The organism is Segatella buccae ATCC 33574 (genome assembly GCF_000184945.1).
Taxonomy (GTDB): Bacteria; Bacteroidota; Bacteroidia; order Bacteroidales; family Bacteroidaceae; genus Prevotella; species Prevotella buccae.
Window position 1 is genome coordinate 1,234,454 of sequence record NZ_GL586311.1, and the last position, 15,165, is coordinate 1,249,618.

Genomic DNA, 15,165 nt, shown 5'->3' on the forward strand with positions numbered 1-15,165 from the left:
GTTCAAAAGATTTTGATTACTTTTGTCTTTCATGAAACGCGTATTCCACATTATATCCCATTTGGATGTCGGCGGTGCCGAAAGGGTGGCTGTGAATATAGCCAAGTCTGTCTCACCGGGCTTTGAGTATCACGTGGTGGAGGTGGTCAGAGCGCACTCGCCATTCACCCGGACACTCTTGCAGGAGCTGCGGGAGGCCGGCATAGCCTATCACCGTTTCATCGTTCCCGACATCAAGTTCCACTATCTATTCGAGCGTTTGGCGGCTTGGCTTTTTCCCTTTTGGTTTATATTTGTGTTTTTGAAATACCGTCCGGCAGTCATGCATTGTCACAGCGAGATACCCGAATTGGCCACCTATCGTTTTTTCCACTGTTTCCCGTGGTTGGCGAAATGCTGTAAGGTGGTGCGCACCATCCACAACACGCAGCTGTGGACGGGTATGGAAGGTGTTGGTCGGAGAGTGGAACGATGGCTCCAAAGTCGGAATGCCAACGTGGCGATTTCCCTGTCGGTGCAGGAAAGCTATCAGCAGGTGTATGGCGAGCGGCCACCTATTATATATAATGGGGTGGAGGAGCGCGTCGAACGGAAAGATTATCCGGCCATTGTCAGTGGAAAGGTTAATGTGCTTTTCGCCGGACGGCTGGAAGAACAGAAAGGCATTGTGCACCTGATAGATATTGTTACGAGTCTGAAAGGCGATTCCCGGTATTTCTTCCACATCATCGGCGACGGCCGTTTGAAGGAGATGGTGACCGCCCGGTTTGCTGATTTGCCGAACGTGGCTATCCATTCGCCCCTCTATGGACTGTCAGCCTACCTTCCCTCCTTCGACTACCTGCTCATGCCCTCTGAGCATGAAGGCCTTAGTCTGCTGTCCATTGAGGCAAGCATGGCCGGACTGCCGGTCATAGCCAACGACTGTCTGGGTCTGAAAGACACCTTGCCTGATGGCTGGCCCTTGTTGGTGCATGGCAACAACAAGGAAGAATATGCGCACCTTTTTTCCACATTTTTGCCCCACTGCGATGCCGGTGTGTTGGCTGAGAAGGCCCGCCGGTTTTCCGAAGAGCATTTCGGATTGCGACCGATGCAGTTGAAATATGAGCAATGCTACGGTCGGTGAGCAATGTGTTGGCAAAGAAGTAGGGAAAGGGGAATGGCGTTGCCGGGCAGGTGTCTTGTCGTGTATAGGACTCCTTGTGACTAAACTTTAATAATAAACGGACTTTGATTATCGTATAAATAAAACTAAAAAGATTCATGCAAACTGTGACTCCCGAGCAACAAGTGAGGTGGAATGCCATTATCATAGAGACCCTTGGCGTGTTTATAGAAATATGTAAGGCCAACGGACTACGCTATTTCTGTGTGGGGGGGACGGCTATCGGGGCTGTCAGACATAAGGGCATGATACCTTGGGACGACGATATTGATGTCTGTATGCCCCGTCCCGACTATGAACGTCTCATAGGCTTGTTCCGTGAAGAAGACTATCCGGGTTACGAACTGGTTGCACCATACGACCGAACGGACTATCCGCTTCCCTCTCTGAAGTTTTGTAACAAGAACACTACATTGGTAGAAGACAGCGTTATCCCTTGTGTCACGGGGCTGTACATTGATATCCTGCCTGTCGACGGCACTTCAGATGATCGTGAAGAAGCTTTACGGCTGTTTCATCGCTACCATAAAATTAAGAACAGGCTTAACGCCATATCGCGCAGATACTCCTTTGCCGGATATTTGAAACTGCTTGGTGACAGAAAAGAGTGGGGGCAGTTTGTCTACAAAACCATCGGTTTTTGCTGCCGGAAGACTTACCGGCGGTATCTTATCAGGCGACTGAGAGACATCAGTTTCAAGTTCCCATTTGACGAAGCTACGAACGTGCTCGTTTATTCCGGTTCATACGGCGAGCGGGAAGTTTATCCGAAAGCGTGGATTAGGGAGGTGGTGGAACTGCCGTTTGAGGGACTTCAGGTGGCGCTGCCTAAAGAGTATGATGCCTATTTGCACAACATTTTCGGTGATTACATGCAGTTGCCGCCCGAGGAAAAGCGAGTCGCCAAGCACCAGAAGGCTTATTTTAACATGGAGAAGCGTGAAACGTTGGAAGAAATAAAAGCAAAACTTAAATAAAAGAAATTATGAATTATGCTTTGATTATAGCCGGTGGAAGTGGCAACAGGATGGGGCAGGATATTCCTAAACAGTTCATGCACGTGGACGACTGTCCCATCATCGTGCACACGTTGTTGGCTTTTGAGAGACATCCTGACATACACGGCATTGCCGTAGTGTGTCTGGATGGATGGCAAACGGTGCTACGTTCGTATGCAAACCAGTTTTCGGTCACTAAGCTGAAATGGATTTTCAAGGGTGGAGACTCCGGCATGGAATCCATACACAACGGTATATACGGTTTGCGTGAGGAAGGATGTCAGGGTGAAGATCTTGTGTTGATACACGATGCCGTGCGTCCACTGCTCTCCCAAGACATCATTTCGTCGAATATAGCCATTTGTCAGAAGTACGGGTATGCCATTACCGGCATCCGCTGTAGGGAAGCCATACTGGAAAGCGAGGACGGCTTCTCAACAACAAAGAGCATTCCGAGAGACAAGCTGATAAGGACTCAGACACCCCAGACTTTCCGGTTGCGCAATATCATCGAAGCCCATGAGGAAGCAGCTGTCAGGGGAATAGAAAACTCGGTGGCTTCCTGCACTTTGATGGCTGAGCTTGGTGGGCGTGAAATGCACATCGTGCCGGGTTCGGAGAAGAATATCAAAGTGACTACGGTTGAGGATTTGGAGATTCTGAAAGCCCTCATGCACACTCAAAAAGACTCGTGGCTGAAATGAAATCGTATTGGGATAGTGTGAAGGCTATCGGCAACGAGGCACTTCCATGGGACAAACTTGACGGCTGCAATATCCTTGTGGCCGGTGCCACGGGGCTGTTGGGAGGTTGTCTGGTGGATGCACTGATGAGTCTGCCGGGTATCCGTTGCCGGGTGTTTGCTGCCGGGAGAAATGCGGATCGTGCCCGCTGCCGCTTTTCCGCCTATTGGGATGATGAGCGTTTTGAGTTTCTCGTTTTGGATGTCTGCTATCCGCTTGAGTTCAACATTGATTTTCATTACATCATCAATGCTGCCAGCGATGCCGCTCCCGGTGCTTTCGCAAAGACTCCGGTAGAGGTTGTCAAAGCCAATGTATTCGGTGTTTGCAATCTTGTCGACTATGGTCGCACACATCGAATGAGGCGTTTTTTGTATATCTCTACGGGTGAAATTTACGGAGAAGGCAGTGGAACTCCTTTTCGCGAGACCGATAGCGGTTATGTGGACTGTGCCACCCCGCGTGCCTGCTACCCCTCTTCCAAACGGGCGGCCGAAACACTCTGCGTCTCCTATGGTGCGGAATATGGTGTGGATACGGTGATAGCGCGCCTATGTCATACGTATGGACCTCATTTCACCGAGTCTGACAATCGGGTGTATGCACAGTTTATACGAAATGTTTTGCATGGAGAAGACATCTTGATGAAAAGTGACGGTAGCCAGTACAGGTCGTGGTGCTATGTGGTCGATGCCGTCCGGGCGTTGCTTTTCATTCTGATGAAAGGCGAAAGTGGTAATGCCTACAACGTGGCTGATCCCGACTCATGTTTTTCCATCAGGCAATTGGCCTTGGAAGTGGCTTCTTCCGTAGGACGGAAAGTGATTGTGGAATTGCCCGACGAGATTGAGAAAAAAGGCTTCTCTGTGGTCAATGTCGCCACTTTCGACATCTCCAAACTGTTGGCTTTGGGCTATCGTTCTGATAGGGAGAGTTGGCAAGAGAAGCTGAAAGCCACTATCATAGAGCAAGAGCGCTTTCTTTTGGAGCAGAAATAGGAAAACAGTAAGGGGCTTGAGGGCAATGATGTGAATGTCATTCGTTACAGTCGGCCATCTTGATTGCATATTTTTATAAAACCAAGAGGAATGGTCAAGCGGGGAAATGCTTGCTTGGCCATTCCTCTTAATTGTTTGTAGTTGTCTGAAAAGTGGCAGTTTATAACCTTGAAATATCATCCGGCGGCAGCCCCGTCACTTGGGCGATTACATCGTCTGCCATGCCCAAGCCTTTCATCTTGCGCGCCGTCTGTAGCTTGGCTTCGGCAATGCCTTGGGCTTTTCCTTCTTCCAGCCCTTCCATTCTCCCCTCCAGTTTTCCTTCCCCTCTGGCAGTGGTAATGTTGTCCCGCAATATCACTGTGTTGTCGAGGTGTCGGTAGTAGGCGTTGAGTTCGGCCTTGCTCATCGTGGCGAGCTTCAGCTTGCTGCGCGCCTCGTCAAGTCCCGGAGCATCGGCATCATCGGGAATCTCCCCGGTGTTGAGGAAGTAGATCCACTGCTCCAGAGGCACTTTCGAACGGCGGTTGAAGTCGTTCACCTTCAGTATGTAGTATTCGGGATAGAGTTCGCTCACCTCGCTCACGTTGAACTTCTGCTGCTGGAATGGCGACAGCGACAGCACCTCTCCGTTGTGTATGCCCCGAAACTGCGTCTTGCCATGATACACGATGTCCGTGCCATTGCCGAGATTGAAGTAGACGATGTTGATGCTGTAAATCTTTCGCACGTTCTCGTAGCCTTCGCCCCGGTTGATGTATTCGGTGATGAGTTTGGAGGTGCCGAAGAGCATGCGCTGGAAATAGGCAAACTCCGTCTCGTTCTGCACTTCGATGAGGAAGAGCTCCCCCGCTTCGTCTTCAGCGAGTATGTCCACGCGGTTCTGCTTGTCGTCGATGCTCTCTTGGTTGCTCTCGCTCTCCAGCAGCTTCTTGATTTTGATGGCCTTGCCGAGCAGCGTGGTGATGAATCCCTCAAGCACGCCGTAGTTGGCCTTGTCGCGCAGGAGGCGCTTCATGGCCCAGTCAAATCTGATATATTGTCCCTTTACTTCCATTCTGTTTATTATATAAATAGGTGGCAATGATATGACAAAGATAGCATTTAATTCATAAACCACCAAGTCTTTACTTGTTTTTGTGATTTCCGGTCGGTCTTTCTGCGTGTTTGATCGGCAGTGGAGTGGAGAATTTGGTATATAGTACGATGTATTAAAGATTTGGAAAAAGCATGACATGGAAGATGCGGGCAATCCTATGGCATGGCAAAACCAAGGGGCCGGGATGACAAAAAAAACGAAAATGAAAGCACACTTCAGCCCTTTGGCCTTGCGAAAGGGCCGCAGTGAGAGACCGAAAGGGCCGTAGTCAGAAACTCAAAAAGGCCGTTTTGCGAGGCTATTCGGGCCTAACGCCCCTACGCCAAGGGGAGATATGAAAAAAAGGAAGCACCCGCGTGCCTCCCTTGCCAATGCAAAGATACACATTGTTGTGGCAAAATGCAAATGTGTGCAGAATTTCTTTGACATGGTTTCCGCCTGCTTTTATGCTGTTGCAAGGGACGTGTCTGTTTCCCGCTACCCTTGAGAGAGCATTTTCTATGGCAAGTATTGTCGCATAATGCGTGGTTAATAATTTATAAAACTGTTAATAGTGTTTAAACGATTGTGTTCTTGATGTGATAATGGTGCGTTGTTTTTAATAAAATATGTAACTTTGCACTCCGATTGTAGGGATTGACTTAGAGTCCCTTCTGCGCAGTCGTGTTAATAGTGATACTTTTGGCCGAGTATCATGGTTAGTGAATCGGTTGTGCGACAGAGATAAAGCTATGGATGGTCTCTTTTAGACTGGAGGCGCCGTGAGGTCTCTGTGACTGTAATTAAAAACGTTTTTTAGTAGTAAATTTAAATTTGAAAATGGACACATTAAGTTTCAAGACTATTTCCGCCAACAAGGAAACAGCTAAGAAAGAGTGGGTCGTAATCGATGCCAGCGACCAGGTCGTAGGTCGTCTTTGCTCCAAAGTAGCCAAGCTGATCCGCGGAAAGTACAAACCCAACTTCACACCGCACGTGGATTGCGGTGACAATGTAATCATTATCAATGCCGCCAAGGTGGTTTTCACCGGAAAGAAGGAGACTGATAAGGTTTACACCCGCTATACTGGTTATCCCGGTGGCCAGCGCTTCAACACTCCTGCCGAGCTGCGCAAGCGCCCAGACGGACCTGAAAGAATCATCCGTCACGCCGTGAAGGGCATGTTGCCCAAAGGCCCGCTCGGCCGCTCGTTGTTGGACAACCTCTATGTGTATAATGGCACAGAGCACAAGCACGAGGCTCAGAAGCCTAAGGCAATCGATATCAACCAGTATAAATAATTAGGAAATCAAGATGGAACTTATTAACGCAATAGGTCGCCGCAAGAGCTCTGTGGCTCGTGTTTACCTCTCTGAAGGTACCGGCAAGATCACTATCAATAAGAAAGACATTACCGTATATTTCCCTTCGGCCATCCTGCAGTTTGTGGTGAAGCAGCCCCTGCAGCTTCTTGAAGCCGAAGGCAAGTACGACATCAAGGCCAATCTCGACGGCGGCGGTTTCACCGGCCAGAGCCAGGCACTTCGCCTTGCCATCGCCCGCGCACTCGTCAAGATCAACGCCGAGGACAAGAAGGCACTCAAGGATGCCGGATTCCTGACTCGCGACAGCCGTGCTGTTGAGCGTAAGAAGCCCGGTCAGCCGAAGGCCCGTCGTCGCTTCCAGTTCAGTAAGCGTTAATCCGACCGGACTATTTCGTTTAGTATCTAAATCGGTTAGATCTGTCGTCCGGCTCCTCCGGAAGTTGTTCCGATGTTGGGCACGGTGTCCGCAGGGTTAAGCCCTTGGAACGGCAGCTACTATCCGACTGATTCTGGGCAAAAGAATTAAAACAGAAAGTAAACAATTTAAAAAGCAAAACAATGTCAAGAACAAATTTTGACCAGTTACTGCAAGCAGGTTGCCACTTCGGCCACCTTCGTCGCAAGTGGAATCCCGCTATGGCTCCCTACATCTTCATGGAGCGCAATGGCATTCATATCATCGACTTGAACAAGACCGTAGCCAAAATTGACGAGGCTGCGGAGGCCCTGAAAGGCATCGCCAAGTCGGGCAAGAAGATCCTGTTCGTCGCTACTAAAAAACAGGCCAAGGAGATTGTGGCCGACAAGGCTGCAAGCGTGAACATGCCTTACGTTATCGAACGTTGGCCGGGCGGTATGCTCACCAACTTCCCTACAATCCGCAAGGCTGTGAAGAAAATGACGAACATCGACAAGCTGATGAACGACGGTACGTTTGCCAACCTCTCCAAGCGTGAGTTGCTGCAGATCACCCGTCAGCGTGCAAAGCTCGAGAAGAACCTCGGCTCCATTGCCGACCTGACCCGTCTGCCGAGCGCACTCTTCGTGGTTGACGTGATGAAAGAGCACATCGCCGTGAAGGAGGCTAACCGTCTGGGCATTCCCGTGTTCGGTATCGTTGACACCAACTCCAATCCCAAGAATATCGACTATGTGATTCCTGCCAACGACGATGCCAAGGATTCCGTTGAGGTTATCCTCGCTGCCGTTTGCGGTGCCATTGCCGAGGGACTTGAGGAGCGCAAGGCCGAGAAGGCCGACGAGAAGGCTGCTGCCGAGCAGGCCGAGGTGGCTGAAGAGAAGCCCAAGCGCGCCCGCAAGGCCCGCAAGGAAGAGGCTCCTGCCGAGGAGGCTGCTCCCGTGGCTGAAGAAGAGGCTCCCGCTGCCGAATAACATGCTATCAACAACATTAAAAAATCAGAAATAAAATATGGCTGTTTCAATTGAAGACATCAAGAAACTTCGCTCTATGACCGGTGCCGGTCTGGCCGATGTAAAGAAAGCTCTTACCGAAGCCGATGGCGATTTCGACAAAGCTAAGGATTTGCTCCGCGAGCGTGGTCTGGCTATCGCCGCCAAGCGCTCCGACCGTGAGACTTCCAACGGCTGCGTGCTTGTTAAGAAAGTGGGCGACTTCGCTGCCATGGTGGCTGTGAAGTGCGAAACCGACTTCGTTGCCAATGGTAAAGATTTCATCCAGATGACGCAGGAGATTCTCGACGCTGCCGTTGCTGCCAAGGCTCGTAGCCTCGATGAGGTGAAGACCCTGAAACTGGCCGATGGTCAGGAGGCTCAGGCTGCCGTAACCCAGCGTTCCGGTATCACCGGTGAAAAGATGGAACTTGATGGCTACAACTTCCTCGAAGGTGCCAATATTGAGGTCTACGACCACATGAACAAGCACACACTGGCCACTATGGTTCAGCTCAGCAAGGAGAATGTGGAGGCCGGTCACAAGATTGCCATGCAGGTGGCTGCCATGAAGCCGGTAGCTCTTGATGAGGCATCTGTTCCCCAGTCGGTTAAGGACGAGGAGTTCAAGGTGGCTGTCGAGAAAACCAAGGAAGAGCAAGTGGAGAAGGCTGTTGTCAACGCTATCAAAAAGGCTGGCATCAACCCCAACCTCGTTGACAGCGACGACCACATCGAGTCCAATATCAACAAGGGCTGGCTCACCAAGGAAGATGCCGAGAAGGCCAAGCAGATTAAGGAAGCTACGGCTGCCGAGAAAGCTGCCAACCTGCCCGAGCAGATGATTCAGAACATCGCCAAGGGCCGTCTGGCCAAGTTCTTCAAGGACAACTGTCTGGTTGACCAGGAGTTCCAGTTTGGCGATGGCGACAAGCAGAGCGTGGCTGAGTATCTGAAGTCTCTTGACAAAGATCTCACCATCGTGGCTTACAAACGCTTCACACTCGCTGCCGAATAATGTCGCACGCTTGTAAAGCGCGCTAAAATATAAAAGAAGTCGGAGAACTTGGTTCTTTGACTTCTTTTTTTTATTTTTGCATCATCAACCTGCAATACTTGAGCATCATGAAGATTTTCGCCATCGGGATGAACTATCCCGAACACAATAAAGCACTCCACGGTGCGTTATCTAAGCCGGAAGAGCCTGTCATCTTTACCAAGGCCGACTCGGCTTTGCTTAAAGATCACAAGCCTTTCTTCATCCCCGACCATCTGGGGAATATCGAGTATGAAGCCGAACTGGTGGTGAGGATATGCCGGCTGGGAAAGACTATCTCCGAACGTTTCGCCCACCGCTACTACGATGCTGTTACTGTGGGCATTGATTTCACGGCCCGTGACCTTCAGACCAAGCTCAAGGCAGCCGGCAGGCCGTGGGAATTGTGCAAGGGATTTGACGGTGCGGCTGCTCTTGGTGAGTGGGTGCCGGTGGATAAATTCCGCGACATTCAGGCCATCCGGTTCCATCTCGACATCAACGGGCAGACCGTTCAGGAAGGATGTTCGAGCGATATGCTCTACAAGGTAGATGAAATCATCGCCTACACTAGCCGCTACTTTACACTCAAGACGGGCGACATCCTCTACACCGGATGCCCTTCCGGGTGTGGCCCCGTGCATATCGACGACCACCTTGAAGGTTATCTTGAAGACCGTAAGGTGCTCGAATTCAACTGCAAATAGTTTATGACAAAGACGACAAGAAACCTTTTGGCGATATTGCTGTTTCTCGCCGTATCGGTGCTACCGGTCGCGGCGCAGAGGAAGTTTTTCAATCTCACGGCTTCGGATGTGAAGATTGATTCGGTCTTGCCGGTCGTTTCATATATCATGCCCCTTTCCGCCAACTATGCAGATTCGCTCTATACGGTCACGATAGACTATCCGGAGTTCATCGATGCCACCTCCGCCGACATTGCAGCCTATAACCGGCTCTCGGGCGCACCGCTTCCCGAAATGCCTGTTCCCGTGCAGACGGTGGCACTCACCCGCAAGCAGCCGTCCCTGTCGGTGACATTCTGCCCGCTCGTTTTCCGCGACGGCAGGTATCGCATTCTCGTGAGTTTCATGCTCCGCGTACAGTCCACGCCTCTCAAACGTGCCCAACGCAGGCTGTTGGCCAAGAGCCGCACCACCGTGCAGGAGCGATATGCCGCCCATTCGGTGCTGGCTTCGGGGCGTTGGGCCAAAATCAGCGTGCCCGAGTCGGGCATTTATCAGCTCACGGAAGCCCTCGTCCGCAAAGCCGGATTCAGCGACTTGAGCAAGGTGAAAGTCTATGGTTATGGCGGTAATCTGCAAAACGAGCGGTTCGATGGGGCCGAACTTGCAGCCACCGACGACTTGCGGGAAGTGCCCACCTGCATCGTCAACGGCCGCCGGCTATTCTATGCAAAAGGCCCCGTGAGTTGGAGTAGCAATACGGCTACGGTGCGCACCCGTAACTATTATTCTTCCGTTGGTTGCTATTTTATCACGCAAGGAGAAGACACTCCTGCCACTGTTGACTCAGCCGCCTTTGTAGAGAGCTTTTATCCCTCGTCTCCCGACTTCTACCATGACCTGCACGAAGTGGATAACTTCGCATGGCTGCCGGGTGGGCGCAACCTTTTTGAAAACACGCCCGTCACTTCCGGAAACTCCAAAAGTTACATTATCAAGACTCCTGTAGGCGATCGATTCAAGGCTGCCGATACCCGTTTGTATGTCAGAGTGTCGGCCGGAGAAGCCACAACCGTTGCCTGGAAGCACAACGGAAAGGAATACGCCCCCATGACCACGCCCAGATTAGGTGAATATGACAAAGGTGGCGCAGCATCGGCCGATGCCTTGGTGGCCCTCAGTGGCACGGGCAGCGACACTGTTACCATCACCAATGCGGGCGGAGGCACCGTGCGGCTCGATTTCATCTCGTTCACCTACGTTTCTCCCAAGCCGTTGCCCGACCTCAGGACGGCCACGTTTGCCGTACCGGACTATGTGTACAACATCACCAACCAAGACCACCATGCAGACACCAATGTGGATATGGTGATCATCATCCCCACCTCTCAGAAATTGCTTGCGCAGGCCCAGCGGCTCAAGGCTTTCCACGAGGCCCACGATTCGCTTTCGGTGCGCATCGTGCCGGCCGACGAACTGTTCAACGAGTTCTCCTGTGGTACACCCGATGCCGCTGCCTATCGTCGGTATCTGAAGATGATGTACGACCGTGCCTCCACCGCTGCCGAGATGCCCAAGTATCTCTTGCTCTTCGGCGACGGCGTGTGGGACAATCGCATGCTTACCCCCGAGTGCCGCAACCTCAATCCCGACGACTATTTGCTTTGCTTCGAGAGCGAAAACTCCTTCAATAAAGTCACCTGCTATGTAGACGATGGCTGGTTCGGACTGTTGGACGATGGTGAGGGCACCAATCTCGAAGAAGCCGACAGGCTCGACATCGGCGTGGGGCGTTTCCCCGTATCCAATGCCGAGGATGCTAAGATCATGGTAGACAAGACCATCAACTATGCCACCAATGCCAATGCCGGGGCATGGCAGAACACACTCATGTTCATGGGTGACGACGGCAATGGCAACCTGCACATGGAAGATGCCAACGATGCTGCCGAGGATGTGGCCGCCCGTTATCCCGGCTATCTTGTCAAGAAAGTGATGTGGGATGCCTACAAGCGTGAGTCCAGTTCTACGGGCAAGACTTATCCCGAGGTGGCCAAAATCATCAAGCAACAGCAGGCCGCAGGAGCACTCATCATGGACTATGCCGGTCATGGCAGCGAAGTGCAGATATCCCATGAGTCGGTGCTCCGCATCACCGACTTCGCCCAATTCACCAACACCAACCTGCCGTTGTGGATTACTGCCTCCTGCGACATCATGCCTTTCGACGGCACGCAGGCCACCATTGGCGAGACGGCCCTGCTCAATCCCAAGGGCGGAGCGGTGGCTTTCTATGGCACCACGCGCACCGTGTACGCCTACTACAACAAACTCATCAACATGGCTTTCCTCAAATACGTGCTCAGCAAGCCCGGCGGAAAGCCCATGACGCTCGGAGAGGCCCAGCGGTTGGCGCGCAATGAGTTGATATCTACTGGCAAAGACCTTACCAGCAACAAGTTGCAGTACGCCCTTTTGGGCGACCCGGCACTGTCGCTCAATCTGCCTATGGCGCAGGTGGTGGTCGACTCCATCAACGGTGTGCCTGTCTCGTCGTCTGCAATGCCGCGGTTGGGGGCGGGGAATGTGGCCCGCATCAGCGGTCATGTGGAGTCAGTGAAACCCTTTGATGGGGTGGTGACTGCCACCGTGCGCGACACCAAGGAACTCATCACCTGCCGTCTCAACGACACTTCGAAAGACGGCGCCTCCGTTCCTTTCACTTATTACGACCGTACCAAGACCCTCTACCAAGGTGCCGACAATGTGCGGGCGGGCCGTTTCAGTCTCTCCTTTGCCGTGCCTAAGGATATCAACTATGCCGACGGCACGGGTTTGCTCAATCTGTACGCCCTCAGTGCCGACAAATCTGTCCGTGCCCATGGCGAGTGTGAGCGGTTTGAGGTGGGTGCCGGTGGACAAACGGTCAACGACTCCATCGGTCCGTCCATTTATTGCTATCTCAATTCGCCCTCGTTTGTCAACGGTGGTAATGTCAACACAGCCCCTTTCTTCGTGGCCGAAGTGTCAGATCGTGACGGTATCAATGCTGCCGGCAGTGGCATCGGGCACGACTTGCAGCTTATCGTTGACGGAAGTATGGAGATGACCTATAACCTTAATGGCAATTTCACCTTCGATTTCGGCTCCTATACTTCCGGTTCCACCCGCTATGCCCTGCCAGAGTTGGCCCCCGGCCCCCACCGGCTGCTTTTCCGCGCCTGGGATGTGCTGAACAATTCATCGACAGCCGAACTCACCTTCAATGTTGTGAAAGGTCTTGAACCCACTCTCTTCAGCGTGGGGACAACCAAGAATCCGGCCACCACCTCCACTACTTTTATCCTCAATCACGACCGCACCGGCAGCAAGATGGATGTCGAGATAGAGGTGTTTGACACTTCCGGTCGTCTGCTTTGGCGGCATGACGAGACCGGCGTTTCCACCTCTTCCGCCTACACTGTCGACTGGGATCTCACTGTCGATGGTGGGCATCGCCTGCATACCGGAGTCTACATCTATCGTGCCCGCATCTCGGCCGACGGCAGTGCGAAGGTGTCCAAGGCCAAGAAATTGATAGTCTTGGGCAATAATTAGACACCTGCCGGCGTTAACAGATTAGTGCTTGTGCCGTTTCGCCTGTCGACAATGCGTGTCGCCAGGGTGAAGGCTGCGAGCTGAGAATAACGAATCAATATCAGAATGAATAAGTCCCTAAGAATAGTTTTGTCCGTGGCATTGTCCCTTTTGGTGCTTTCAGCCTCTGCCGATGGCAAGAAAGACATCTTCAATCCCGTCAATGCCTCGGTCACTTCACAGACCATTGCCCCTGATGCCCGGGCTGCCGGTATGGGTGATGTGGGTGTAGCCACCGATGCCGATGTGGTTTCCCAGTATTGGAACCCGGCCAAATATCCTTTTGCCATCTCCCGCGCCGGTGTGGCGTTGAACTACACTCCGTGGTTGCGCCAACTCGTGAGCGACATGGATTTGGCCTATCTTGCCGGCTATTATCGTATCGGTGACTACAGTGCCGTCTCCGGTTCGCTGCGTTATTTCTCGCTCGGTGAGGTCTTTATGAATGAGCAGGATGCCACCAACACCAACGGTCCGGCCATGACCATCCGGCCCTACGAGATGTCGGTAGACGTGGCCTACTCGCTCATGTTGAGTGAGAAGTTCTCCATCGCAGCCGCCTTGCGCTGGATTTATTCCGACCTCACCTATAATTATAAAGACGACACTACGCCCGGCAGTGCTTTCGCAGCCGACATTGCTGCCTATTATCAGAATTATGTAAACCTCGGCAATCGCGAATGCCAGTTGGGATTGGGATTGAACATTTCCAACATCGGTTCCAAAATCTCTTTCGATGGCGGCTCCACCAATGAGTTTATCCCCACCAACTTGCGTCTGGGTGCCTCGCTCATGATTCCTATTGACGAGTACAACAGGTTCACCATCGCGGCCGATGCCAACAAGCTGCTTGTGCCCACCTATCCCACCGAAGACCAATACAAGGAAGCACCCGACAAAGACAAGTATCTCGACTATCGGGACTATGTGCAGAAGAAATACTACGACCGGTCTTCCATCAGCGGCATCTTCAAGAGTTTCAGCGATGCTCCCGGCGGTTTCAAGGAAGAGATGCAGGAAGTGCAGTGGAGCATCGGCGGTGAATACGTGTACAACGACAAGTTCACCGTGCGTGCCGGCTATCACAACGAGAGTGCCAACAAGGGCAACCGCAAGTATTTCACCGTCGGTGCGGGCTTCAAGATGAGCGTGTTCTCGCTCGATGCAGGCTATGTCATAGCCACGGCCAAAAGCAATCCGCTCGACCAGACCCTGCGCTTCACCCTCAGTTTCGACATGGACGGCATCAAGGATCTTTTCCGCCGCCGTTAATCTTCCGTGCTCAGGAGGCCACTATGGACGAGCCTTGGCAGTATCCCTCACACAAATAGACACAACTCCAACAACTATAAACCGTATGAAGATAAGAGTAGGAATGGGCTACGACGTGCATCGGCTCGTGCCCGGAAGAGCCCTTTGGCTGGGTGGCATCAAGATAGAACACCCACTTGGGCTGTTGGGACACAGCGATGCCGATGTGCTTATCCATGTCATTTGCGATGCGTTGCTCGGCGCAGCCAACATGCGTGACATCGGTTATCATTTCCCCGACACGGCGGCCGAGACCCTCGACGTGGATTCGAAGCTGCTGCTGCGCAAGACGATAGACCTCATCGCCTCCAAGGGCTACACCGTGGGCAACATCGATGCCACCATTTGTGCGGAGCGTCCCAAGCTCAATCCCCATGTCCCGGCGATGAAAGCCTGCCTTGCAGAGGTGATGGGAGTCGACGAAGAAGACATCTCCATCAAGGCCACCACCACCGAGAAGCTCGGTTTCACCGGGCGCGAAGAAGGCATCTCGGCCTATGCCGTGGTGCTGATTCATAGAGACTAAGACTTCCTTCATAAAGGTTAAGATTTTGGGGCCGGCTCGTTGAGTCGGCTTTTTTTTGTGGACTTAAAATGCAGTTCCGTAGTATGTGTGCGGACACAAAGTTTTGATTTATGTCAAGAAAACCCGTTTTTCTGATGAAAAAAGACAGCAAGTGTTGGCCGTTTGGAAAAATAGCCATACCTTTGCATCATCAAAAGGTTAATAGATTGTTTAGGTTAGTAATAGATTTAGGTTTTTAGTTATTAGATT

The 15,165-nt window shown here is 52.0% G+C and carries 13 protein-coding genes; 12 read left to right on the plus strand and 1 reads right to left on the minus strand.

The features are described 5' to 3' along the window. Positions 1-31: 31 nt before the first annotated feature. The 4 genes from HMPREF6485_RS04640 (at position 32) to HMPREF6485_RS04655 (ending at position 3,907) form a co-directional block, all read left to right on the plus strand. On the plus strand, positions 32-1,129 hold the full coding sequence (locus HMPREF6485_RS04640) for a glycosyltransferase family 4 protein (RefSeq protein WP_004345032.1): 1,098 nt from the start codon (positions 32-34) through the stop codon (positions 1,127-1,129). A gap of 137 nt (positions 1,130-1,266) precedes the next feature. Further along, positions 1,267-2,145, plus strand: coding sequence for a LicD family protein (locus HMPREF6485_RS04645; RefSeq protein ID WP_004341142.1), 879 nt, complete (start codon positions 1,267-1,269; stop codon positions 2,143-2,145). An 8-nt stretch (positions 2,146-2,153) separates the two neighbouring features. Next, complete coding sequence (locus tag HMPREF6485_RS04650; RefSeq protein ID WP_004345034.1) at positions 2,154-2,870, plus strand: IspD/TarI family cytidylyltransferase; 717 nt, start codon at positions 2,154-2,156, stop codon at positions 2,868-2,870. After that, positions 2,867-3,907 (plus strand): NAD-dependent epimerase/dehydratase family protein, encoded by a 1,041-nt coding sequence (locus tag HMPREF6485_RS04655; protein WP_004345035.1) that lies wholly within the window; start codon positions 2,867-2,869, stop codon positions 3,905-3,907. The genes HMPREF6485_RS04650 and HMPREF6485_RS04655 overlap by 4 nt, the downstream gene beginning before the upstream one ends. Positions 3,908-4,067: 160 nt before the next feature. On the opposite strand, the gene HMPREF6485_RS04660 is transcribed toward HMPREF6485_RS04655, so the two are convergent. Continuing rightward, complete coding sequence (locus tag HMPREF6485_RS04660) at positions 4,068-4,964, minus strand: Rpn family recombination-promoting nuclease/putative transposase (protein WP_211205717.1); 897 nt, start codon at positions 4,962-4,964, stop codon at positions 4,068-4,070. Between the two features lie 861 nt (positions 4,965-5,825). Here HMPREF6485_RS04660 and rplM point away from each other — a divergent pair. From rplM to ispF, 8 genes are all read left to right on the plus strand, one after another. Then, on the plus strand, positions 5,826-6,287 hold the full coding sequence (rplM, locus tag HMPREF6485_RS04665) for a 50S ribosomal protein L13 (RefSeq protein WP_004341134.1): 462 nt from the start codon (positions 5,826-5,828) through the stop codon (positions 6,285-6,287). Positions 6,288-6,300: 13 nt separating this feature from the next. After that, positions 6,301-6,687: a 30S ribosomal protein S9 gene (gene rpsI, locus HMPREF6485_RS04670; protein ID WP_004341133.1), complete on the plus strand. Its 387-nt coding sequence runs from the start codon at positions 6,301-6,303 to the stop codon at positions 6,685-6,687. Between the two features lie 182 nt (positions 6,688-6,869). Then, a complete protein-coding gene (rpsB, locus tag HMPREF6485_RS04675) occupies positions 6,870-7,703 on the plus strand; it encodes a 30S ribosomal protein S2 (protein ID WP_004341131.1) in 834 nt (277 codons plus the stop codon). A 37-nt stretch (positions 7,704-7,740) separates the two neighbouring features. Beyond that, entirely contained in the window at positions 7,741-8,739 is a 999-nt protein-coding gene (tsf, locus tag HMPREF6485_RS04680; RefSeq protein ID WP_004345039.1) for a translation elongation factor Ts, read from the plus strand. Positions 8,740-8,846: 107 nt separating this feature from the next. Beyond that, complete coding sequence (locus HMPREF6485_RS04685; RefSeq protein WP_044126264.1) at positions 8,847-9,464, plus strand: fumarylacetoacetate hydrolase family protein; 618 nt, start codon at positions 8,847-8,849, stop codon at positions 9,462-9,464. Positions 9,465-9,467: 3 nt separating this feature from the next. After that, positions 9,468-13,040, plus strand: coding sequence for a type IX secretion system sortase PorU (porU, locus tag HMPREF6485_RS04690; protein ID WP_004345041.1), 3,573 nt, complete (start codon positions 9,468-9,470; stop codon positions 13,038-13,040). Positions 13,041-13,145: 105 nt separating this feature from the next. After that, on the plus strand, positions 13,146-14,351 hold the full coding sequence (gene porV / locus HMPREF6485_RS04695) for a type IX secretion system outer membrane channel protein PorV (protein ID WP_004345042.1): 1,206 nt from the start codon (positions 13,146-13,148) through the stop codon (positions 14,349-14,351). A gap of 85 nt (positions 14,352-14,436) precedes the next feature. Further along, on the plus strand, positions 14,437-14,916 hold the full coding sequence (ispF, locus tag HMPREF6485_RS04700; protein WP_004345043.1) for a 2-C-methyl-D-erythritol 2,4-cyclodiphosphate synthase: 480 nt from the start codon (positions 14,437-14,439) through the stop codon (positions 14,914-14,916). The last annotated feature ends 249 nt before the right edge of the window (positions 14,917-15,165 follow it).

Coding starts and splice junctions, on each gene's coding strand:
- HMPREF6485_RS04660 (WP_211205717.1), bottom strand. CDS start 4,964: ATGGAAGTAAAGGGACAATATATCAGATTTGACTGGGCCATGAAGCGC.
- tsf (WP_004345039.1), top strand. CDS start 7,741: ATGGCTGTTTCAATTGAAGACATCAAGAAACTTCGCTCTATGACCGGT.
- HMPREF6485_RS04645 (WP_004341142.1), top strand. CDS start 1,267: ATGCAAACTGTGACTCCCGAGCAACAAGTGAGGTGGAATGCCATTATC.
- HMPREF6485_RS04650 (WP_004345034.1), top strand. CDS start 2,154: ATGAATTATGCTTTGATTATAGCCGGTGGAAGTGGCAACAGGATGGGG.
- rpsB (WP_004341131.1), top strand. CDS start 6,870: ATGTCAAGAACAAATTTTGACCAGTTACTGCAAGCAGGTTGCCACTTC.
- porV (WP_004345042.1), top strand. CDS start 13,146: ATGAATAAGTCCCTAAGAATAGTTTTGTCCGTGGCATTGTCCCTTTTG.
- HMPREF6485_RS04655 (WP_004345035.1), top strand. CDS start 2,867: ATGAAATCGTATTGGGATAGTGTGAAGGCTATCGGCAACGAGGCACTT.
- HMPREF6485_RS04640 (WP_004345032.1), top strand. CDS start 32: ATGAAACGCGTATTCCACATTATATCCCATTTGGATGTCGGCGGTGCC.
- porU (WP_004345041.1), top strand. CDS start 9,468: ATGACAAAGACGACAAGAAACCTTTTGGCGATATTGCTGTTTCTCGCC.
- HMPREF6485_RS04685 (WP_044126264.1), top strand. CDS start 8,847: ATGAAGATTTTCGCCATCGGGATGAACTATCCCGAACACAATAAAGCA.
- ispF (WP_004345043.1), top strand. CDS start 14,437: ATGAAGATAAGAGTAGGAATGGGCTACGACGTGCATCGGCTCGTGCCC.
- rplM (WP_004341134.1), top strand. CDS start 5,826: ATGGACACATTAAGTTTCAAGACTATTTCCGCCAACAAGGAAACAGCT.
- rpsI (WP_004341133.1), top strand. CDS start 6,301: ATGGAACTTATTAACGCAATAGGTCGCCGCAAGAGCTCTGTGGCTCGT.